We start from the raw sequence: 21,650 nt of genomic DNA on the forward strand, positions 1-21,650 counted from the left end.
GGCAAGCCCTTTGTGTGCAGGTGGCGTGGGCCGATTTACTTGCGCTTGCTCTCCAGCGCGCGGTTGAGTCCCAGTGCCAGCAAGGTACATAGAGAGCCCGACAGCAAATACGCCCCTACTGCGATGGGGCCGAACTTGGAGGAGAGGAACAAGGCGACCAAGGGCGCGAATGCGGCACCCAGCAGCCAAGCGACGTCCGCAGAGTAAGCCGCGCCGACAAAGCGGTATTTGCGCGAGAAGTTGGCCGTGACAGTGCCGGAGGATTGACCGTAGGACAGGCCGAGCAAGACAAAGCCAATCAAGATGAACATGTTTTGTCCGGCCGTGCCACCGTTGAGCAACATGGGCGCGGCAAAGCTGAACAAACCAATCAAGACGGCCATGGAGCCCAGGGTGTTGCGTCGCCCAAATTTGTCCGCCATCCAGCCAGACAACACGATGGCGCCACATGCCAGCAGTGCGCCCAGCACCTGCATCCACAGGATTTGCGTAACCGATGCGTCGCCGTAGAGGGTCATCCACGACAGAGGGAATACCGTGACCAGGTGGAACAAGGCAAAACTGGCCAGCGCCGCCAAGGCACCGAGCAGCACATTGCGGCCTTCGCCGCTGCGTGACATCTCAAAGGGTGCGGAAGGGGTCAGCTCCATGTTTTTGAACTGGTTGGTGTATTCCTCGTCAGCCACCAGACGCAGGCGGGCAAACAGTGCCACCACATTGATCGCAAAAGCGACGCAGAAGGGATAGCGCCAGCCCCAACTGATGAACTCGTCATGGGGCAGTTGGTTGTAGATGTACGCAAAGACTGAAGCGGCCACCACGAACCCGATGGGGGCGCCCAACTGGCCAATCATGGCCCACCAGCCGCGTTTTTCCTTGGGTGCGTTCAGCGCCAGCAGAGAGGGCAGGCCTTCCCACGAGCCACCGACGGCCAGTCCCTGCGCGATCCGCAGGCCGACCAACCACCAGATGGCTTGAGGGCCAATGCTTTCGTAGCTGGGAAGCAGTGCAATGCCCACGGTTGCACTGCCGAGCAGAAACAGCGCAATGGTGAGCTTGGCGGCCATGCTCCAGCGGCGCTGTATTTCCATGCCGAGCAGGGTGCCGATCGGTCGCGCAATGAATGCCAGCGCGAAGACGGCAAATGCCGCCAGCATGCCTTCCAGTGTGGAAAGGAAGGGGAAATACACATAGGGAAACACCAACACACAGGCAATGCCGAAGACAAAGAAGTCAAAGTACTCCGAGGCTCGGCCAATGATGACGCCAGCGGCGATCTCACCGGGGGTGATGTTTTCGCGGTGTTTTGCCTCTGCCTGTTGCGGGTTCACAGAACCGGCGCCCATGGGGTTGTGGGTGTGTGCAAAGCCATTCATAGGTGCATGCCTCCTCGAAAACAATGCACCACTTGTACGCGGCTTGATGGATGTCAACAAGCGTGATTTATCCGTCTGCGCTGTAGGAAAAGGGTTTGTTGGGATGTCTGAGCTACATAAAAGTAGCAAAGACCACGGTTAAAGCGTGGTGTTCACTGTGGCTGGAATGCCCCGATATGGGGGTCCACTTGACATTTATCAAGAGGTTTTTCTTATTTCAGTATGTCCTGAAAAATCAAGGATTTAGACATTCTTTGATGGAGGTCTATTGACAGTTTGGGGGGGTACTTTCCTACGTAAAGACATCACGCGGCACTGCGTTGACCAGTGGGGGGCAGGAAGAAGATGGGGGAGAAGAGTAAATTCAGCTGGTTTAGTAATCCGCGTTTACACCTAACAACGCGCGTTTTTTCGCGTTAACAGCATGCCTACATCCACGGAAACCCGCGGGCCAGCCTGGCTCGCTGCGGCTGCTTTACTTGCGACCCTTACCGGTTGCAGCAAGGCTGTCGTGCTTAATCCCGCAGGGGACATTGCTGCTCAGCAAGGCGACTTGGTGGTTACAGCCACCTTGTTGATGCTGATCATCATCGTTCCCGTGATTCTGCTGACTCTGTTGTTCGCCTGGAAGTATCGCCAGTCGAATACCGAAGCCGAGTATGACCCCGAGTGGCACCACTCGACCGCTCTTGAGCTGGTCATCTGGAGTGTGCCGCTGATCATCATCATTGCGCTTGGCGCTCTGACATGGATCGGCACTCACAAGCTCGACCCTTACCGTCCGCTGGACCGTATCTCCGAGAGCAAAGCGTTGGATGCCAACGTGAAGCCCCTGGAAGTGCAAGTCGTTGCCATGGACTGGAAATGGATGTTCATTTATCCCGAGCAAGGTATTGCGACGGTGAATGAGCTGGCCGCGCCTGTGGATCGTCCGATTCACTTCTCGTTGACCTCGACACACACCATGAGCGCGTTCTACGTGCCTGATCTGGCCGGCATGATCTATGCCATGCCTGGCATGCAGACCGAGTTGAATGCCGTGATCAACCGCGAAGGCGTCTTCAAGGGCTTGAACTCGCACTACAGCGGTGCTGGTTTCTCTGGCATGACTTTCAAGTTCCATGGCCTGAGCAACGAAGGCTTTGACGCCTGGGTACAAAAGGCCAAGGATACCAATGCTCCGCTGAACCGCGACAGCTATTTGGACCTGGTCAAGCCTAGCGAACGTCACCCCGTGACACGCTTCTCCTCCGTACAAGACGGCTTGTACGACCGCGTTCTGAACCGATGCGTGGAAGAAGGAAAAATGTGCATGCACCACATGATGGCCATCGACGCTGCTGGCGGCGCTGCCTACATGAAGGCGGTGGGTTTGAACCTGCCTGAAGATGTGTGTTCTGTCGAAAACGCTGACCAAGTCGTGGCCCTGATGGACCAACGTTCTTTGGCACAGCAGTAAGCAGTTGACGGAAGGAAAGCAGGCTGCGGCCCGCTTTTCGGCCATTTAGCAAGAGACTCGATATGTCTGAACCAACAACAATGCCCCATGATCCGCTCATTGGGCGGATCACCTGGGACTCCATACCGATGGCGCATGAGCCCATCGTGTTGTGGACTTTTCTCGCCGTGGTGCTCGGCGGTCTGGTGGTGTTTGCCGCACTGACCAAGTTCAAGCTCTGGGCGCCTCTGTGGCGTGACTGGATTTGCTCGATCGACCACAAGAAGATCGGCATCATGTATGTCATCCTCGGTATCGTCATGCTGCTGCGTGGCTTTGCTGACGCGGTGATGATGCGTATCCAGCAGGCCATGGCCTTTGGCGATAACTTGGGTTATTTGCCTCCCCATCACTACGACCAGATTTTCACGGCGCACGGCGTGATCATGATTTTCTTTGTGGCCATGCCTTTGGTCACGGGTTTCATGAACTACGTGGTTCCACTGCAAATCGGTGCACGTGACGTTTCCTTCCCCTTCCTGAACAACTTCTCGTTCTGGATGACGGCTACCGGCGCTGTGCTGGTGATGGTGTCGTTGTTCCTGGGTGAGTTCTCGACTTCGGGCTGGTTGGCACTGTCTAACCTGGGGCACCAGAATCCGGGTGTGGGCTTGGATTACTACATCTGGGCGTTGCAGCTGTCAGGTGTGGGTACGACGCTGTCGGGTATTAACCTGATCGTCACCATCATCAAGATGCGTGCACCTGGCATGAATCTGATGAAGATGCCTGTGTTCATCTGGACTTCGTTGTGTACCAATGCGCTGATCGTGGCTTCGTTCCCGATCTTGACTGCAGCTTTGGTGCTGATGTCCATGGACCGTTACTTCGGTACCAACTTCTTCACGAATGAGCTGGGCGGTAACCCCATGCTGTACGTGAATCTGATCTGGATCTGGGGTCACCCTGAGGTCTACATCTTGGTCTTGCCAGTGTTCGGTATCTTCTCCGAAATCGTGGCAACCTACTCCAAGAAACGCCTGTTCGGCTACACCTCCATGGTGTATGCGACCGTGTGTATCACTGTGCTGTCGTGGTTGGTGTGGCTGCACCACTTCTTCACCATGGGCTCCGGCGCGGCAGTTAATACCTTCTTTGGTATCACCACGATGATCATCTCGATTCCTACGGGCGCGAAGATCTTCAACTGGTTGTTCACCATGTACAAGGGCCGCATTGAGTTCAAGCCACCTATGCTGTGGACTGTGGGCTTCATGTGCACCTTCGCCATTGGCGGTATGACTGGCGTGTTGCTGGCCGTTCCTCCTGCTGACTTCGTGCTGCACAACTCGCTGTTCCTGATTGCTCACTTCCACAATGTGATCATTGGTGGTGTGGTGTTCGGTCTGCTGGCTGGTATCAACTACTGGTTCCCCAAGGCATTCGGCTACAAGCTCAATGAGTTCTGGGGCAAGGTGTCCTTCTGGTGCTGGTTGGTCGGTTTCTGGGTGGCGTTCACACCTTTGTACATCCTGGGTCTGATGGGTGTGACACGTCGTGTGAACCACTTTGACGATCAATCGCTGCAAATCTGGTTTGTGATCGCCGCCGTGGGCGTGGCCATCATTGCAGCCGGTATCGGTGCCTTCATCCTGCAGTTGATCGTTTCGTTCTTGCAGCGCGATAAGAACCGTGATGTCACCGGTGACTCCTGGGGTTCTGGCCGTACGCTGGAGTGGGCAACTTCTTCGCCTCCTCCCGTCTACAACTTCGCCAAGACACCTGTGGTGCACGACGTCGATGCATGGTGGGATATGAAGAAGCACGGTTATCAACGTCCTACATCGGGCTTTGAAGACCTGCACATGCCTAAGAACACAGGCGCTGGCTTTGTGATCTCCATGATTGCCATGGTGCTGGGCTTTGCCTTGATCTGGCACATCTGGTGGTTGGCCATCGTGTCGTTCGCTGGCGTGATCATCGCCACGATCATTCACACCTTCAACTACAACCGCGACTACTACATCCCTGCATCTGAAGTGCAGGCGACAGAAGACGCTCGTACTGAACAGCTCGCACGCCATGTCTAATACTTCTATTCAAGCGGGTCAGCGCGAGTACCATCCCGCGCACGAACCCCATCCAGAAAACGGCACCTCGCTGGGCTTCTGGCTGTACCTGATGAGCGACTGTCTCATCTTCGCAGCCCTGTTCGCCACCTATGGCGTGCTGGGTCGCAGCTACGCAGGTGGCCCCACGGGCGCTGAATTGTTCAGCCTGCCTCTGGTGGCTCTGAACACAGCCTTCTTGCTGCTGTCTTCGCTGACCTTCGGTCTGGCGATGTTGCAAAAGCAAAAGAAGAATGTGAACGGCACTTTGGGCTGGCTGGCCATCACGGGTCTGCTGGGTCTGGCTTTCGTGGGCGTGGAACTCTATGAGTTCGCACACCTGGTCCACGAAGGTCTGACTCCCCAAAGCAGCGCATTCGGCTCTGCCTTCTTCACCTTGGTGGGTACCCACGGCTTGCACGTGAGCTTCGGCCTGATTTGGTTGGTAGTGCTGATGGTGCAGATCAAGCAAAAGGGCCTGATCCACGCCAACGTGCGTCGACTGAACTGCCTGTCCATGTTCTGGCACTTCTTGGACGTGGTGTGGATTGGCGTGTTCACCTTTGTGTATCTGATGGGGGTGCTGTAAATGAGCGCACACGATATTCACGTGGGTCATGGAGACCACCACGAAGAGCATGATGACCTGCATGTCACCTCGGGTGACTATGTGAAGGGCTTCATCCTGGCCGTTATCCTGACCGTGATTCCATTCTGGTTGGTGATGGCCGATGTGATTCAAGACCGCGCTACCGCAGCGATGGTGCTGGGGCTGTTTGCAGCCGTTCAAGTGGTGGTGCACATGGTGTACTTCCTGCACATGAACGGCAAGATCCAAGGCGGCTGGACCATGATGTCCACCATCTTCGCGATTGTGTTCGTGATCATCACTATGGCGGGTACGCTTTGGGTGATGTTCCACATGAACGCCAACATGATGCCTGAGCACAAGGAAATTCCTTCGCTGAGCCAGCCTGTTGCACCTGCTCCAGCACCAGTGGTGGAAGCCGCTCCTGCTGCAGAAGTGGTGGCGCCTGTGGCCGAACAGCCTGCTGAAGCCGCACACACCGGCCACAGCAGCAACTAATGACGGTGCCAAACTCGGGGGGGCGCAAGCCCTCTCGCATCACCTTCACGAAGGCGGTGCTCGCGTTAGCGGGCATCGCCCTTTTTTTTGCTTTCATCAGTCTGGGAACCTGGCAGGTACAACGCCGTGCCTGGAAGCTGGATCTGATTGAACGGGTGAATGAGCGCGTGCACAGCCAGCCTGTTGCCGTACCAGCACCCCTGGCGTGGCCCCAGGTCCAGCCTGACAGCCACGAGTACCTGGCGGTGCAGGCGCAGGGGCAGTGGATGGAAGGGCGCAGCGTGCTGACCCAGGCGGTGACGGAGCTGGGGGCAGGCTTTTGGCTGCTGACGCCGCTGCAGCAGGCCGATGGCACGCAATTGCTGGTCAACCGTGGCTATGTGCCCACCGCGCAGCGCAAGGCGTTTGCCGAGCGCATTGCAGCGGCATCGCGTGATGCGGCGGGAGATGTGGTCACGGTGGTGGGGTTGCTGCGCTTTAGCGAGCCCAAGGGCGGTTTCATGCGTGAGAACGCCCCGGAGGAGGACCGCTGGCATTCCCGCGATGTGCAGGCGATTGCACAGTCCAAGGGCCTGGCGCATGCTGCGCCGTTCTTTCTGGATCAGGGCATCCCTGGCCAGGCTGAGGCAACGGCTTGGCCGCGCCCGGGGCTGACGGTGATCCAGTTCACCAACACCCATGTGGTGTACGCGTTGACCTGGTATGGCCTGGCACTGATGGTGTTGGGTGCTGCATGGCTGGTTATGCGCTACGAGAAGCGCAAGGCGGGCCGCTGAGCGGCTGCGCACAGGCAGGTAATGCCTGGGGTGCTTCACCATAGAAAAAGGCCGCAGAAGCGGCCTTTTTTATTGATAGCTGTCAGCGCTTGTACAACAAGGGCTGCAGCCAGTTTTTAACGAGGTTCTCTTAGCCCGCGATGTAGTGGTCAATCAGCAGGGCCGCAAATACGCCGCTCAGGTGGATCAGCGAGAAACGGAAGGTCTTGCGGGCCAGCGCGTCCGAGTAGTTCATCCACAGGCGCAGCGCGTAGTAGCTAAAGCCCAGGCACAGCGCTGCAGCCACCACCAGATAGAACCAGCCGCTCATGCCAAAAATCACGGGCAGCAAGCAGCCCGCAAACAGCACCAGCGTGTACAGCAGGATTTGCAGCTGGGTGTATTTGGGGCCGTGCGTCACAGGCAGCATGGGCAGGCCGGACTTCTTGTAGTCTTCCACACGGTACAGCGCCAGGGCCCAGAAATGGGGGGGTGTCCACAGGAAGATGATGAGGAACAGAATCAGCGCCTCAGGGCCGACAGTGCCGGTCATGGCAGCCCAGCCCAGCACGGGGGGCATGGCCCCCGAGGCGCCACCAATCACAATGTTTTGGGGCGTGGCAGGCTTCAGGATGACGGTGTAAATGACCGCATAGCCAATGAAGGTGGCCAGTGTCAGCCACATGGTCAGCGGATTGGTGAAGGCCAGCAAGATGGCCGCACCGGTCAGGCACAGGATGGCGGAGAACGCCAGTGCCTGCTGGGGCGAGAGCTCGCCCTTGGCCGTGGGGCGCCAGCTGGTGCGCTTCATGCGTGCATCGATGTGGCGCTCGACCAGGCAGTTGAATGCAGCCGCAGCGGCCGACACCAGCCAGATGCCGATACAGGCAATTGCCATCTCACCCAGCTGTGCCAAGGTGGGCAAACCGGGAATGGCCAGCACCATGCCAATCAGGGCGCAGAACACAATTAGCTGCACCACGCGGGGCTTGGTCAGTGCGTAGAACTGGCTCCAGCGAGAGCCTTGGGTTTCACTCAAAGTTTGTGCATTCATGCAGCAACGCTCCGTGCGCCCTGGGGCGCGTCATGATCTTTTTGCAGCGCCAAGGCGCTGTGGGTACGCGTGGCGGCCAAGGCCCAGGTCACCACGGTGACCAGGGCTGCAGCGCCCGCGGTATGCAGTACGGCGGCCACCATGGGCCAGTCCAGCACGACGTTGGACAGGCCTGTGGCAAATTGCAGGGCAATCAAGCCCAGCAGCCACTTGCGCTGGCTGGCCAGCGCGGGCTGCTTGCGCAGGGCAAAGGCCAGTGCCACCACGGCGGCGATCACCACGTAGGCCGCCAGGCGGTGTACGTAGTGGATAGCAGTCAGCGCCGCAAAACTGATGTGGCTGCCGTCAGACAGCAGGCCCAGTGGGCGCCAAATTTCAAAACCTTGGCCAAAGTTCATCTCTGGCCACCAACTGCCTTGGCAGCTGGGGAAGCTGGAACATGCCAGCACGGCGTAATTGGTGCTGACCCAACCGCCCAGTGCGACTTGCACAAACATCAGGCCGAATACGGCCCACAGTGCGGCACGCAGCGGCCCGGGAATACCTGCAGGTGGCTGGCGCAGCACGGCCTGCTGGTGGCCCACAGCCTGAATGCACAACAGCACCAGCAAGAACAGTCCGCCCAGCAGGTGGAGGGTGACGATGGCTGGAAACAGCTTCATGGTGACGGTCAGTGCGCCAAACGCGCCTTGTACCAGCACCCAGAACAGCGTGAACGTGGCCCAGGCAGGGTGGCGCGCGCCATGCAGCGGGGTTTTGCGGTGCTCGCGCCAGGCCAGCACCATCAGGGCGATGATCAGCACGCCCACCATGGTGGCCAGGTAGCGGTGAATCATCTCTACCCAGGCCTTGCTCAAGGTAACAGGGCCGGTGGGCATGGCGGCTTCGGCCATGGCGATTTCGTGCGTGGCGCCGAAAGGGCTGGCGTTGCCGTAGCAGCCAGGCCAGTCGGGGCAGCCCAGGCCCGAATCGGTCAGGCGCGTGAAGGCGCCAAACATCACCAGGTCAAAGGTCAGGAACAGCGTCAGCAGGCCCAAGGCCTGCAAGCGGCGTGCAGATCCAGCACCGCGGTTGCGGTGCCACACCCACAGCAAGGGAGCCAGGGCGATCACGGCGCCCAGGGCCATCAATTCAAGCAGCGGCGCTAAATCGTAAAGAGGCTGTTCGCCCATCAGCACTCCTCAAGCAATGGCTGAAACATGTCCGACGAAGATCTGGCAACCCTGTGCGCACAGGCTTGTCAGAGGGGAAGTCTCCGAAAGGCCCGCGTGGCGGGCAAGGCCCCTTGTCTGGTGCAGGGTGGCCGGGTGCGATCATTGGGCCGGTACAGGGCCACAGATTTGCACGGCGCCCTCTCAGCGCCTATCGGGCAAAACCTTGATCTGGCGCAGATTCTATATTTCACGCCTGTGCTTTGCAGGCGGCGGTGCGAAAGCTGGTATAGCGCAATGAGGGCTTGTGAATAAAAAATGAGCGGCTAGCGCAGGCAAAACAAGCACTTAGATGTCAAAGATATCTGAAATGATTGAAATAAAAGCGCGAGCAGCTCCTGATTCCTAAGCAAGGCTATTCGCTTGCGTCAGAAGACGGGGCAAATCGGCCATGTCGTCAAACACCAGCGTGGCCCCGGCATCCAGCAATTGTGCGGGGGTGGAGTGGGCGTTGATCTTGGGGCAGTAGCCCCACACCGTGGCACCGGCGCGCACGCCCGCCGTGAGGCCGGGCACCGAATCTTCCACCACTAGGCAGCGCGCAGGTGGCACGCCGACAGCGTCAGCCGCCGCCAGGTACACATCGGGCCAGGGTTTGGTGCGGGGCAGGTCATGGCCGCTGAACACCAGATCACCAAAGAAGGGCAGCATGCCCACTTTGTCCAGTTGCATGATGACTTTGGGCTTGTCGGCCCCGCTGGCCACGGCAATCTTGCCCGCCAGCTGCTGGTGCACGGCGCGCACGGCATCCACAGCGCCGTCAATGGCCACCAGCTCGGCGCGCAGGCGCACGTTGCGGCGTTCGTAGAACTCGGCCATCCAGGCATCGGTCAGTGGCTGGCCGGTTTCGGCTTCAATGCGTGCGGTTTCACTGCGCACGGTTTTGCCGATGAAGATGCGCATGCAATCTTCCTCTGACAGCACCCAGCCGGATTCGTTGAGCATGCCGTGCAGCACGCGGTTGGTGATGAGTTCGCTGTCGACCAGAACACCGTCGCAGTCGAACAAGATGGCTTCAAATTGCATAGCTGGTTGCGCTTGCTGCATAAGCGCTGAAGGTTAAAAAGGCTTAAAACTGATCGCCGTCGACGTAGAACCAGCGACCGTGCTCGCACACAAAGCGGCTGCGCTCGTGCAGGCGCACGGCGCGCCCAGCGACGCGAAAGCGCGCGACGAATTCCACCTCTGCGGTGGCAGCGCCGGTGGGCTGAAACTGCTTGATCTGCAGGCCCAGCCACTTGGCGCCCACTTCAAAGTCCAGCGTGGCAGGGCGTTGGCTGGCGTGCCAGGTAGCCAGCAGATAAGGGGCGTTCTCCACCACGAAGGCGCTGTAGCGCGAGCGCATCAGGTGCTCGGCATCTGGCGCCGGGGTGTCCGGGTGCTCCACAAAACGGGCGCAGCAATCGGCGTAGGAAAAGGCTGGGCCTTTGGCGTGGGTGCGCCCGCAAGGGCAGGCAGCGCTGGGCGAAAGTGGCATGGGCTGAAGAGAAATCCGGTGTGCCCGAATTCTGTGCCAAAAAATGAATGCTTGTGACGGCAGGGTCTGTGCGCCGTTGACGTTAACGTCAATAATGCGCGGCATGAGCACCAACACACCGGCACCTGCCACCTATTCCATCAGCGATCTGGCCCAGGAGTTTGACCTGACCACGCGCGCCATTCGCTTTTATGAAGACATGGGGCTGTTGCAACCGTCCCGCGAAGGTGCTGGTGGGCGCACCCGCGTGTACAGCCCGCGCGATCGCACACGGCTGCGCTTGATCTTGCGCGGCAAGCGCCTGGGGCTGTCGCTGGTGGAGGCGAAGGAAGTGATTGATCTGTACGACAGCCCGCGCGACACCAGTGTGCAACTGACGCGTTTTCTGGAAGTGCTGGGCAAGCACCGCCAGCAAATGGAAGACCGGATGGAAGACTTACAGGCCACCTTGGAAGAGGTGCGGGCGCAGGAAAAAGAAGCCAAGTCACTTTTGCGCAAGCTCGATAAATCAAAAGCGGCATAATTGACGTTAACGTAAAGGGAATTGAAAATCCCCAGCCTTGGAGACCACATGGCCGATAACGATGCATTGCAGCGGGTGCGTGAGAGTTTTGTCTTGCAGGGTGCCATGCACACCTTGGGCGCGCAGATCACCCACCTGGCTGCAGGTGAGGTGGACATCAGCTTTGACTGGGCGCCAGGGCTGACGCAGCAGCACGGCTTTATCCACGCGGGCATGCTGTCCACCGCGCTGGATTCGGCCTGTGGCTACGCGGGCTTTAGCCTGATGCCTGCCGATGCAGGCGTTTTGACCATTGAATTCAAAAGCAATTTGTTGGCCCCAGCCAAGGGGCTGCGCTTTCGCTGTGAAGGCCGGGTGCTCAAGCCAGGCCGCACCATCGTGGTGGCCGAAGGGCGCGCCTATGCCATCGATGGCGGAAAAGAAAAACTCTGCGCCACCATGCAGTGCACGCTGATGGCTGTGCAGGGGCGTGAAGGCATTGCGGGCAAATAAGGGCTGCACAGACAGCCTGCCCCACTACATATACCAGGAGACAAGACCATGAACAATTTGCCAGGCCTGAACTTCCAGTTGGGCGAAGACATTGATGCGCTGCGTGATGCGGTGCGCGAGTTTGCACAGACCGAGATAGCCCCGCGCGCGGCCGACATTGACCGCAGCGACCAGTTCCCCATGGATGTCTGGCGCAAGTTTGGCGAACTGGGCGTGCTGGGCATTACCGTGTCCGAGCAGTACGGTGGTGCCAATATGGGCTATCTGGCGCACATGGTGGCGATGGAAGAAATTTCGCGGGCCAGCGCCTCGGTGGGTTTGTCCTATGGCGCGCACAGCAATTTGTGCGTGAACCAGATCAACCGCAATGGCACAGCGGCGCAAAAGGCCAAATACCTGCCTAAACTGATCAGTGGTGAGCATGTGGGGGCGCTGGCGATGAGCGAGCCGGGCGCGGGCTCGGACGTGATCAGTATGAAGCTCAAGGCCGAAGACAAAGGCGGCTACTACCTGCTCAACGGCAGCAAGATGTGGATCACCAATGGGCCTGATGCCGACACCCTGGTGGTGTACGCAAAGAGCGAGCCTGAGTTGGGCGCGCGCGGTGTGACGGCTTTCTTGATTGAAAAAGGCATGCCCGGTTTCAGCATTGCCCAAAAGCTGGACAAGCTGGGCATGCGCGGCAGCCACACGGGCGAGCTGGTGTTCAACAACGTGGAAGTGCCCGCAGAAAACATCTTGGGTGGCCTCAACAACGGTGCCAAGGTGCTGATGAGTGGCCTGGACTATGAACGTGCCGTGCTCACGGGTGGACCGCTGGGCATCATGCAAGCCGTGATGGACAACGTGGTGCCCTACATCCACGACCGCAAGCAGTTTGGCCAGAGCATTGGGGAGTTTCAACTCATCCAGGGCAAGGTTGCAGACATGTACACCGTGCTGCAGGCGGGGCGCTCGTTTGCGTACACCGTGGCCAAGAACCTCGACATGCTGGGCGCTGAGCATGTGCGCCAGGTGCGCAAAGACTGCGCCAGTGTCATCTTGTGGTGCGCGGAAAAAGCGACCTGGATGGCTGGCGAAGGGGTACAAATCTATGGCGGCAATGGGTATATCAACGAGTACCCGCTGGGCCGTTTGTGGCGAGATGCGAAACTCTATGAGATTGGCGCAGGCACCAGCGAGATTCGACGTATGCTGATTGGCCGCGAATTATTTGCGGAGACTTGCTGAGGCACTCCCGCTGTCCGGCGCCGTTTTAGCAACGAGAAAGGATCGCCACATGACCACTAGCACTTCCATCGATGATCTGTTTGTCCATAACAAAGAATGGGCAGCACGCATGGAATGCGAACGACCCGGTTTCTTTACCGGTCTGATGTCGCAGCAAAAGCCTAAATACATGTGGATTGGCTGCTCGGACAGCCGCGTGCCCGCCAACCAGATCACCGGCCTGGAGCCTGGTGAAGTCTTTGTGCACCGCAATGTGGCGAACGTGGTGGTCCCTAGCGATCTGAATGCGTTGACTACCATCCAGTACGCCGTGGATCACCTGAAGGTGGAGCACCTGATGGTGGTCGGTCACTATGGCTGCGGCGGTGTTCTGGCGGCGCTGGAAGGCTTGCGCCTGGGCCTGGCGGACAACTGGACCCGCCACGTGCGCGATGTGCGCGACAAACACTATGACCTGATCATGGCCACCGCCGTGCAACACCGCCACGATGTGCTGTGCGAACTGAATGCCATTGAGCAAGTGATGAACGTGGCACAAAGCACCGTGATGCAAGACGCCTGGGCGCGTGGTCAGAAGGTGTCGCTGCACGGCTGGTGCTACAGCTTGAAGAACGGTCACATCACGAATCTGGAGATGACCGTGCCAGGCATTGGTGGCCTGCACGATGTGTACCTGGCCGCCGTGGACAAGGTCGCACAGCGTCAACGCGACTAAGTTGCAACCCTTGAGGAGCACGCTTTTTCACCATGTTCCCGCAACGACTGGATGCTCCTCAAGCGTATGACATTGCCCGGGCAATGATGGAAGGCGTCAATCGCCACTATCAGCTGTTCCGGGCCGCGTCGCAGGCGGCCCAACAACGTTTTGAGCAGGCCGACTGGGCCTCGCAGCAGCGGGCGCAGCGCGAGCGCATTGCGTTCTACGACCAGCGTGTGCAGGAGTGCGTGGAGCGGCTCACACAAGAGTTTTCTGCTGGGGTACAACCCATGGCAGTGTGGCAGCAGGTGAAGCTGCACTACATCGGCCTGATGGTGGGGCATTTGCAGCCCGAATTGGCGGAAACGTTTTTCAACTCCGTCACCACCAAAATTCTGCATCGTACGCACTTTCACAACGATTTCATTTTTGTGCGCCCAGCGGTCAGCACAGAGTTTCTGGAAAGCGCGCAAGCGCCTGCCTACCGCGCCTATTACCCGGGCACGCTGACGGCCCTGCCCGCCACACTGCAGAAGATGGTGGCGCAGCTGGGCTTGCAATGCCCTTTTGACAACCTGGAGCGTGACACGCAGGCACTGGCGCAGCGCATTGCTGCCCGTCTGCAGGGCTTGACACTGCGGGCCAATTTTCAGATTCAGGTGCTCTCCAGCCTGTTCTACCGCAACAAGGCGGCGTACCTGGTGGGCAAGATCATTACGGGCTACACCGAAGTGCCGTTGTCAGTGCCCCTGCTGCATGCGGAAAGCGGGGCCCTGGTGCTGCATGCGGCATTGCTGGACGAAGATGATCTGCATGGCCTGTTCAGCTTTGCACGCGCTTATTTCATGGTGGATATGGCGGTGCCCAGCAGCTATGTGCAGTTTTTGCACGCACTGATGCCGCGTAAGCCACGCGGTGAAATTTATAGCGCCCTGGGCTTGGCTAAACAGGGTAAAACGCTGTTTTATCGGGAATTTTTGCACCACTTGCGCCACTCCAGTGACCAGTTTCGGATTGCGCCGGGCATCAAGGGGCTGGTCATGCTGGTCTTTGACTTGCCCAGCTTTCCCTACGTTTTCAAACTCATCAAAGACAAATTTCCCGCGCCCAAAGAAACCACGCGTGCCGATGTGAAGGGCAAGTATTTGCTGGTCAAACAGCACGACCGGGTGGGGCGCATGGCCGACACCATGGAATACAGCCTGGTGGCCTTCCCGCGTGAGCGCTTCAGCGATGCGTTGATTGCAGAGATTCAGGCACACGCACCCAGCCAGCTCGAGATCAGCGACCGCGATGGTGACGGCCAGCAGGAAGTCATCATCAGCCACCTCTACATCGAACGCCGGCTGCTGCCATTGAACATGTTCTTGCAGGAATGCTTCGATGCGGGGCTGGACAACGATGGGCCGCGCCAGGCCATGGAGCGTGCCGTGGTCGAATACGGCAATGCCATCAAGGAGCTGGTGGCAGCCAATATTTTTCCCGGTGACATGCTGTGGAAGAACTTTGGCGTCACACGTGGCGGCAAGGTGGTGTTCTACGACTATGACGAAATTGAATACCTCACCGATTGCCACTTCCGCGCGGTGCCACAGCCGCGCAATGAAGAAGAGGCCATGAGCGGTGAAGTCTGGTGGCGCATCGGCCCCCGGGATGTGTTTCCTGAAACCTTTGGTCCATTTTTGCTGGGCCACCCTGCGGTGCGTGATGTGTTCATGCGCCACCACGCAGACTTGCTGGACCCCGTTTTCTGGCAAACGCACCAGGCGCGCATTGCGCAAGGTGAGATGCACGACGTTTTTCCGTATGACCGCAGCCGCTGCCTCACGCACGATGCGGTGCATTAAGACTTGATTCTGGCTGGATTTACACAACAAGGAGACCGACATGCCACAACACCAAGACCCCGTCGTTATCGTCAGTGCCGCGCGCACACCCATGGGGGCTTTTCAGGGCGACTTTGCCGACCTGGCAGCCCATGATCTGGGGGGCGCAGCCATCCGTGCGGCGGTAGAGCGCGCAGGAATTGCGCCCGAACAGGTGGAGGAAGTGCTGTTTGGCAACTGCCTGATGGCGGGCCAGGGCCAGGCCCCTGCGCGCCAGGCGGGCTTCAAGGGCGGTCTGCCGCAAAGCACCGGCGCGGTGACGCTGTCCAAGATGTGCGGTGCCGGCATGGAGGCCACCATCCTGGCCCACGATCAGCTGATTGCCGGTAGCCGCGAGGTGATGATTGCAGGCGGTATGGAGAGCATGACCAATGCCCCCTACCTGCTGAAAAAAGGCCGTGCAGGCTACCGCATGGGGCACGACAAGGTGTATGACCACATGATGCTCGACGGTCTGGAAGACGCTTACGAGGCCGGACGCAGCATGGGCACCTTTGGCGAAGACTGCGCGGCCAAATACAGCTTCACGCGGGAGCAGCAAGATGCTTACGCCATTGCCAGCGTGCAACGCGCGCAGGCGGCGGCACAAAGTGGTGCCTTTGCAGCGGAAATCACCCCTGTCATGGTCAAGACCCGCAAGGGCGATGTGACGGTGAGCGTTGACGAAGGCCCGGCCAAGGCCAAGCTGGACAAGATCACCGCGCTCAAGCCAGCGTTCAAAAAGGACGGCACGATCACAGCGGCATCCAGCTCCAGCATCAATGATGGCGCTGCCGCCATGGTGCTGATGCGCGCATCCACGGCCCAGGCGCTGGGCTGCAAACCGCTGGCCAAGATCGTCGCGCATGGCACGCATGCGCAGGCGCCCGAGTGGTTCACCACGGCCCCCGTTGGCGCAACGGAAAAGGCGCTGAAGAAAGCGGGCTGGAAGGTGGAAGACGTTGATCTGTGGGAGGTGAACGAAGCCTTTGCCGTGGTGCCGATGGCACTGATGGCCGAGCTGCAGGTGCCGCACGACAAGGTCAATGTTCACGGCGGTGCTTGCGCGCTGGGTCACCCCATTGGCGCCAGCGGCGCACGCATCATCGTCACGCTGATTCACGCCCTGCAAACGCACGGTAAGAAAAAAGGCGTGGCGACGCTGTGCATTGGCGGCGGTGAAGGCACCGCCATGGCGATTGAGCTGATCTGATCTTGTCGCAAACGCGCGCGGCGGCGGTGAGGCCGCTGCGCTTGGAGCCCACGCATGATTCATTCTGAAGCGCAATTGCGCAGCCTGTACCGGGCGCCGGCAGAACGTGCCGTGCGCAAGCAAATGACGCAGCTCGATAGCTATTGCACGCAGTTCATTGCGTTGTCTCCGTTTTGCGTGTTGGCCACCGGTGGTGCTGCTGGCCAGTGGATGGATGCCTCGCCACGCGGTGGTGCACCAGGCTTTGTGCATGTGCACGATGCCAGTACGTTGTGGCTTCCCGATGCCGGGGGCAACAACCGGCTGGACAGCTTGAGCAACTTGCTGCATGACCCGCGCATTGGCCTGCTGTTCATGGTGCCCGGGGTGAATGAGACCTTGCGGGTGAACGGCACGGTCCGCTTGCGCGAGGAGCCATTTTTTACGCAGCACTTTGCGACCGAGCAATTTACGCCCGCACTGGTGCTGGAAGTGCAGGTGCACGAAGCGTACTTGCACTGTGCCAAAGCGCTGATGCGCTCCAAACTGTGGCAGTCCGATGCCCAGGTGCGCCGCGACGTGTTGCCCAGCATGAACCAGATGATTCACGTCCAGCTGGGTTTAGGCCCCGCGCAAGAGACGCAACACGCCATGGAGCAGCGCTATCTGCAGTAAATAGCGGGCGAGCAGCTGTAACACGTCCTGGCGCACCGGCGGTGCGGCGGGGCCCAGGTGGAAAGGGTGGGCCAATGACGACGGTGTTGGTGATCGGTGCTTCACGCGGGATTGGCCGTGGCCTGGTACAGGCGTGCTTGGCGCGTGGTGATCGCGTGGTGGCTACGGTGCGCCAGCGCGAAGATATGCAGGCCTTGCGCGACGAGGGTGCCGAAGTGCTGCGGGTCGATGTGGCCAACCCCGCGAGCGTCAGCGGGCTGGCATGGCAGCTGGATGGGGTGGAGCTGGATCAGGCCTGGTATGTGGCGGGTGCCTGGGATGGCCGCGACGCCGAAACGCCCCCCACGCAGCAAGACTTTGACCGTGTCATGCACACCAATGTGCTGGGGGCCATGCAGGTGCTGCCGCAGGTGATGCCGTGCGTCGAGGCCACAGGTAGCACCATGGTGTGCATCAGCAGCCAGATGTCCCGCTTGTCGCAAGCAGACAGCCACGCCTGGTTGTACCGCGCCAGCAAGGCGGCGTTGAACATGGTGGTGGCCAGTGCGCAGCATGCGTGGCCAAAGGCCACCTTGATCGCCATGGACCCCGGCTGGGTGCAAACCGACATGGGCGGTGCCGGCGCCGAGATTTCGATGGACGGCTGCGTGCAAGGCATGTTGCACACCGTGGCGCAGTTGCATGCGCCAGATCGCGGCCGCATGCTGCGGTACGACGGTGTGCGCTGGGAGAGTTGGTAATTAATTTCATAGCTGTTAGCGCATGCAAAACAATCCTTTCCATGTGATTTGTTTTGTAAACCTAATAAATACGTGCGCTATCAGCTCCTATTTTTAAAAAAGCAGGAGACAAGCCATGTTGCTGAATGACGACCAAACCATGATTCGGGATGCCTTGCGCAGCTTTGTGCAAGAGCAAATCACGCCCCACGCTGCACGCTGGGACAAGGAGCACCATTTCCCCAAAGACGTTCATCAAGGCCTGGCGGCCCTGGGCTGCTACGGTATTTGCGTGCCCGAGCAATACGGCGGCGCGGCGCTGGACTATGTGAGCCTGGCGCTGGTGCTGGAAGAAATTGCTGCGGGTGATGGCGGCACCAGCACCGTGATCAGCGTGACCAATTGCCCGGTCAACGCCATTCTCATGCGCTACGGCAGCGAGGCGCAAAAGCAGCAGTGGCTCACGCCGCTGGCCAAGGGCGAGATGCTGGGCGCGTTTTGCCTGACCGAGCCACATGTGGGCTCGGATGCTTCTGCGCTGCGCACCACGGCCATCCGGGATGACGGTGACTATGTGCTCAACGGCGTCAAGCAGTTCATCACCAGCGGCAAAAACGGTGACGTGGCCATCGTCATTGCGGTGACGGACAAGGCGGCTGGCAAAAAAGGCATGAGCGCCTTTCTGGTGCCCACCAGCAAACCGGGCTACGTCGTGGCACGGCTGGAAGACAAGCTGGGCCAGCACAGCAGCGACACGGCGCAGATCAATCTGGAAAACTGCCGCATTCCCGCCGCCAACCTGATTGGTGCGGAGGGCGAGGGCTACAAGATTGCGCTGAGCGCGCTGGAGGGCGGGCGCATTGGCATTGCCGCGCAAAGCGTGGGCATGGCGCGCGCAGCGTTTGAATGTGCGCTGCAGTACAGCAAAGAGCGTGAGAGTTTTGGGCAACCCATCTTCAACCACCAGGCCGTCGGTTTCCGGCTGGCCGATTGCGCCACGCAAATTGAAGCGGCGCGCCAGCTGATCTGGCATGCCGCCAGCTTGCGCGATGCAGGCCTGCCATGCCTGAAGGAAGCCGCAATGGCCAAGCTGTTTGCCAGTGAAATGGCGGAGCGCGTGTGCAGCGCCGCCATTCAGACGCTGGGTGGCTATGGCGTGGTGAATGATTTTCCCGTGGAGCGCATCTACCGCGATGTGCGGGTGTGCCAGATCTACGAGGGAACCAGCGATGTGCAGAAAATTCTGATTCAGCGCGCACTGGCCTGACCGCCTGACCCGCTGGCAGCCTGGGGCGGTGCCAGGCGGTGGCCGGCATGACCGTGTTTAGGGGTTGGGCCGGAGGCACAGCGGGCCGCAGCTTTTCTAGGATGGGTGTCCAGTCACACCTTCAGGGAGCTTGGCATGCCTTTCGCTGCAGTCAACGGTCAACACATCTTCTATACGGACACGGGTGGACGGGACAAGCCGGTGCTGGTGTTCTCGCACGGCTTGTTGATGGATCACAGCATGTTTGATCCGCAGATCGAGGCGCTGCAGGAGGACTACCGCTGCATCACCTGGGATGAGCGCGGGCATGGTCAGACGGCGACGCCGAACGCCTGTGCGCCGTTCAGTTATTACGACTTGGCAGATGACGTAGCCGCCTTGCTGGTCCACTTGGACGTGCAGCAAGCCGTGCTGATCGGTATGTCGCAAGGCGGTTACCTCTCGCTGCGCTGTGCCTTGACGCATCCGCAGCTGGTGCGTGCGCTGGTGCTGATCGACAGCCAGGCGCTGCCCGAAGACCCAGGCCTGATGCCGCACCACATGGCGATGGCGCAGCGCTGGGCCCAGATTGGGCTGGATGAGGTGATGGCCACCACGGTGGAGTCTTTTGTGCTGGGTGAGCGCTGGGCAGGCGCAGCCGCGTGGAAAGCCAAATGGAAGCAGGTGGATGCCGCCAACCTGATGCAGTGTTTCACCACACTGGCGCAGCGCGATGATTTAACGCCGCAATTGGCACGGATACAGGTGCCCGCTTTGGTGATTCACGGTACCCAAGACCGCGCCATTGCGCTGGAACGCGCCCAAGCCATGGCAGATGGCTTGCCGCAGTCGCAATGGGTCAGCATCGAAGGTGCGGGGCATGCCGCCAATCTGACACACCCAGAGCCTGTGAATGCGGCCTTGGCCGATTTTTTGCGGCGCTTGCGCTGACTCTGGTGTCTAAGCGTGGAGCGTGTGCCAGGCATTCGTGTCTGGCGGCGCTATGTCTGGCTTCAGGCGGGTACGGCTTGCGGCGCTGGACGTATTTGTCGCGTGGCCGGATCGATGTAAGCGGCAGGCACTTGGTAGTGGCTGGCGTTGAAGACATCAATCCCACATTCCAGGTTTTCCACCCAGCAGTAAAACTCTTCCACTGCCCGCTTACCCATGATGGGAGCGCCATGCTGCGGGACGAGCATTTGCACATCCAGCTGGCGTGCCATCTGGGCCCACAAGCGCAGGATCTTGTTGGAGACCATGTAGCGACGGTGGAACGCTTCCATGCGCGGAATATGTGCCTTGAGGTTCACCACGGGCTTGCGCGCTTCGATGCCTGAGGTCATGGAGACACCCAGATCCCCCGTGAACAAGATGCGGCTGATCGGATCGTAGAACTGGAAGTTGCCTTCCGAGTGCATGAAGTGCGCGGGCAGCAAAATCAGTTCGCTGTGGCCCAGCGGCAGGCGTGCGCCGCTGTCGGGAACGCCAATGACGCGGTTTTCGGTTTTTCCCACTTTGGTGAAGTGGGGGGCAAAGCGTTCCCAGATGCGTGAGATGACGAGCGAGGCCTTGGTGCTGGTCATCCAGCGATCGAGCGAGGCAATGATGTCTGGGTCAGCGTGTGAAGCAATCACATACGACAGCTTCTGCGGGGGGAAGTGCCGCGTCATGCCCATAAACAGCTCATTGAAAGCCAGGTTGCCACCGGGATCAATGATGGCGCCGGTGCCGTGGTCCACAATCAAGAACTGGTTGCACTGAACGGCTTGGCCGTCTTCCTCCATGAGGTCAGTGAACATGAGGCAAGCGTGCGTCTGGTCGCGGTACAGTTCAATCGCCATGGAGGTGGTGCGTTGGATGAAAAGCGCAGACTCTAGGGCGAATGCACTGCCTAGCAGTTGATGCAGAGCAAGCCGTTTATCCAGAGCATCAGAGATGCCTCTGTCTTATGGTTGAGTGGTGGTTGCCGTGGCCTCTGCAGGCATGGCGGGCACGACGGAATGGGGCAAGGTTGCACGGTTTTGGGCGGCCGGCTCCGTGGGCAGATACAGATCGCCGCGCTGGCCGCAGGCCCCCAGTGCTGCCGTACAAACGGCAAGGGCAATGCACCGGAATAAAATTTGGTGAGCATTCAACATGAGTGGATTGTAATGACCGACCTTGAATATTTAGATAAAGCTGAACAACTGCTGATGGCGGTGGAGCAGTCGTGTGACCGCCTCAATGATGAGGTCGACGCCGACATTGATGCGCAGCGTGTGGGGGGCATGGTGACACTGGTGTTTGCCAACCGTACGCAAATCGTGGTGAACCAGCAAAAGCCGCTGCATGAAATCTGGCTGGCCGCCAAGGCGGGTGGGTTTCACTATAAGTTTGACGGCGCGTCGTGGAAGGACACCAAGGGCCGTGGTGAGTTTTTTGCCCATTTGAGCCAATTTGCCAGTGAACAGTCGGGGTTGACGCTCACGTTCTATGTGTCCGTGGTCTAAGCGGCTGCACCCTTCG

23 protein-coding genes are annotated in these 21,650 nt (G+C 59.4%); 16 read left to right on the forward strand and 7 right to left on the reverse strand.

The window, feature by feature from the left end:
• Nucleotides 1–35: 35 nt before the first annotated feature.
• Entirely contained in the window at nucleotides 36–1,376 is a 1,341-nt protein-coding gene (locus AC27VO_RS13615; protein WP_488667259.1) for an MFS transporter, read from the reverse strand.
• A 424-nt stretch (nucleotides 1,377–1,800) separates the two neighbouring features.
• On the opposite strand from AC27VO_RS13615, the gene cyoA reads away from it, so the two are divergent.
• The 5 genes from cyoA to AC27VO_RS13640 all read left to right on the forward strand — a co-directional run bounded on the left by cyoA (nucleotide 1,801) and on the right by AC27VO_RS13640 (nucleotide 6,785).
• On the forward strand, nucleotides 1,801–2,835 hold the full coding sequence (gene cyoA / locus AC27VO_RS13620; protein WP_488667260.1) for a ubiquinol oxidase subunit II: 1,035 nt from the start codon (nucleotides 1,801–1,803) through the stop codon (nucleotides 2,833–2,835).
• Between the two features lie 62 nt (nucleotides 2,836–2,897).
• Nucleotides 2,898–4,904: a cytochrome o ubiquinol oxidase subunit I gene (cyoB, locus tag AC27VO_RS13625; RefSeq protein ID WP_488667261.1), complete on the forward strand. Its 2,007-nt coding sequence runs from the start codon at nucleotides 2,898–2,900 to the stop codon at nucleotides 4,902–4,904.
• Entirely contained in the window at nucleotides 4,897–5,511 is a 615-nt protein-coding gene (gene cyoC, locus AC27VO_RS13630) for a cytochrome o ubiquinol oxidase subunit III (protein ID WP_488667262.1), read from the forward strand. Before cyoB ends, cyoC begins: the two co-directional genes overlap by 8 nt.
• On the forward strand, nucleotides 5,512–6,009 hold the full coding sequence (gene cyoD / locus AC27VO_RS13635; RefSeq protein WP_488667263.1) for a cytochrome o ubiquinol oxidase subunit IV: 498 nt from the start codon (nucleotides 5,512–5,514) through the stop codon (nucleotides 6,007–6,009). It abuts the gene before it with no gap.
• Nucleotides 6,009–6,785, forward strand: a complete 777-nt coding sequence (locus AC27VO_RS13640) for an SURF1 family protein (RefSeq protein ID WP_488667264.1) — start codon at nucleotides 6,009–6,011, stop codon at nucleotides 6,783–6,785. Before cyoD ends, AC27VO_RS13640 begins: the two co-directional genes overlap by 1 nt.
• A 130-nt stretch (nucleotides 6,786–6,915) precedes the next feature.
• Here AC27VO_RS13640 and cyoE read toward each other — a convergent pair whose 3' ends face one another.
• From cyoE to AC27VO_RS13660, 4 genes are all read right to left on the reverse strand, one after another.
• On the reverse strand, nucleotides 6,916–7,818 hold the full coding sequence (gene cyoE, locus AC27VO_RS13645; RefSeq protein WP_488667265.1) for a heme o synthase: 903 nt from the start codon (nucleotides 7,816–7,818) through the stop codon (nucleotides 6,916–6,918).
• The gene (locus AC27VO_RS13650; protein ID WP_488667266.1) at nucleotides 7,815–8,990 is read right to left on the reverse strand and encodes a COX15/CtaA family protein; all 1,176 of its coding nucleotides are present in this window, start codon (nucleotides 8,988–8,990) and stop codon (nucleotides 7,815–7,817) included. Before AC27VO_RS13650 ends, cyoE begins: the two co-directional genes overlap by 4 nt.
• A 384-nt stretch (nucleotides 8,991–9,374) precedes the next feature.
• Nucleotides 9,375–10,055 carry an HAD family hydrolase gene (locus tag AC27VO_RS13655; protein ID WP_488667267.1) on the reverse strand — a complete coding sequence of 227 codons (681 nt, stop codon included), beginning with the start codon at nucleotides 10,053–10,055 and terminating at the stop codon, nucleotides 9,375–9,377.
• Nucleotides 10,056–10,098: 43 nt separating this feature from the next.
• Nucleotides 10,099–10,506: a YchJ family protein gene (locus tag AC27VO_RS13660; protein ID WP_488667268.1), complete on the reverse strand. Its 408-nt coding sequence runs from the start codon at nucleotides 10,504–10,506 to the stop codon at nucleotides 10,099–10,101.
• Nucleotides 10,507–10,609: 103 nt separating this feature from the next.
• Between AC27VO_RS13660 and AC27VO_RS13665 the strand changes: the two genes are divergently transcribed.
• From AC27VO_RS13665 to AC27VO_RS13710, 10 genes are all read left to right on the forward strand, one after another.
• Nucleotides 10,610–11,029, forward strand: a complete 420-nt coding sequence (locus AC27VO_RS13665; protein WP_488667269.1) for a MerR family transcriptional regulator — start codon at nucleotides 10,610–10,612, stop codon at nucleotides 11,027–11,029.
• 48 nt (nucleotides 11,030–11,077) lie between these two features.
• Nucleotides 11,078–11,521: a PaaI family thioesterase gene (locus AC27VO_RS13670; RefSeq protein WP_488667270.1), complete on the forward strand. Its 444-nt coding sequence runs from the start codon at nucleotides 11,078–11,080 to the stop codon at nucleotides 11,519–11,521.
• A 48-nt stretch (nucleotides 11,522–11,569) separates the two neighbouring features.
• On the forward strand, nucleotides 11,570–12,751 hold the full coding sequence (locus AC27VO_RS13675; protein WP_488667271.1) for an isovaleryl-CoA dehydrogenase: 1,182 nt from the start codon (nucleotides 11,570–11,572) through the stop codon (nucleotides 12,749–12,751).
• A gap of 49 nt (nucleotides 12,752–12,800) precedes the next feature.
• Nucleotides 12,801–13,466 (forward strand): carbonate dehydratase, encoded by a 666-nt coding sequence (gene can / locus AC27VO_RS13680; RefSeq protein WP_488667272.1) that lies wholly within the window; start codon nucleotides 12,801–12,803, stop codon nucleotides 13,464–13,466.
• A gap of 32 nt (nucleotides 13,467–13,498) precedes the next feature.
• Nucleotides 13,499–15,295: a bifunctional isocitrate dehydrogenase kinase/phosphatase gene (aceK, locus tag AC27VO_RS13685; RefSeq protein ID WP_488667273.1), complete on the forward strand. Its 1,797-nt coding sequence runs from the start codon at nucleotides 13,499–13,501 to the stop codon at nucleotides 15,293–15,295.
• A gap of 40 nt (nucleotides 15,296–15,335) precedes the next feature.
• Nucleotides 15,336–16,526 carry an acetyl-CoA C-acyltransferase gene (locus tag AC27VO_RS13690; protein ID WP_488667274.1) on the forward strand — a complete coding sequence of 397 codons (1,191 nt, stop codon included), beginning with the start codon at nucleotides 15,336–15,338 and terminating at the stop codon, nucleotides 16,524–16,526.
• A 54-nt stretch (nucleotides 16,527–16,580) separates the two neighbouring features.
• Nucleotides 16,581–17,180 (forward strand): pyridoxamine 5'-phosphate oxidase family protein, encoded by a 600-nt coding sequence (locus tag AC27VO_RS13695; protein ID WP_488667275.1) that lies wholly within the window; start codon nucleotides 16,581–16,583, stop codon nucleotides 17,178–17,180.
• 74 nt (nucleotides 17,181–17,254) lie between these two features.
• Nucleotides 17,255–17,920, forward strand: coding sequence for an SDR family oxidoreductase (locus AC27VO_RS13700; protein WP_488667276.1), 666 nt, complete (start codon nucleotides 17,255–17,257; stop codon nucleotides 17,918–17,920).
• 115 nt (nucleotides 17,921–18,035) lie between these two features.
• Nucleotides 18,036–19,166, forward strand: a complete 1,131-nt coding sequence (locus tag AC27VO_RS13705; RefSeq protein ID WP_488667277.1) for an acyl-CoA dehydrogenase family protein — start codon at nucleotides 18,036–18,038, stop codon at nucleotides 19,164–19,166.
• Nucleotides 19,167–19,301: 135 nt separating this feature from the next.
• Nucleotides 19,302–20,096 (forward strand): alpha/beta fold hydrolase, encoded by a 795-nt coding sequence (locus AC27VO_RS13710; RefSeq protein WP_488667278.1) that lies wholly within the window; start codon nucleotides 19,302–19,304, stop codon nucleotides 20,094–20,096.
• Nucleotides 20,097–20,158: 62 nt separating this feature from the next.
• Here AC27VO_RS13710 and AC27VO_RS13715 read toward each other — a convergent pair whose 3' ends face one another.
• Nucleotides 20,159–20,986, reverse strand: coding sequence for an oxygen-binding di-iron domain-containing protein (locus AC27VO_RS13715; protein WP_488667279.1), 828 nt, complete (start codon nucleotides 20,984–20,986; stop codon nucleotides 20,159–20,161).
• A gap of 105 nt (nucleotides 20,987–21,091) precedes the next feature.
• Nucleotides 21,092–21,283 carry an LPS translocon maturation chaperone LptM gene (gene lptM / locus AC27VO_RS13720; RefSeq protein ID WP_488667280.1) on the reverse strand — a complete coding sequence of 64 codons (192 nt, stop codon included), beginning with the start codon at nucleotides 21,281–21,283 and terminating at the stop codon, nucleotides 21,092–21,094.
• Between the two features lie 12 nt (nucleotides 21,284–21,295).
• Between lptM and cyaY the strand changes: the two genes are divergently transcribed.
• Complete coding sequence (gene cyaY, locus AC27VO_RS13725) at nucleotides 21,296–21,634, forward strand: iron donor protein CyaY (protein ID WP_488667281.1); 339 nt, start codon at nucleotides 21,296–21,298, stop codon at nucleotides 21,632–21,634.
• The last annotated feature ends 16 nt before the right edge of the window (nucleotides 21,635–21,650 follow it).

It is taken from the genome of Comamonas sp. 14P8.1.4, from assembly GCF_057799285.1.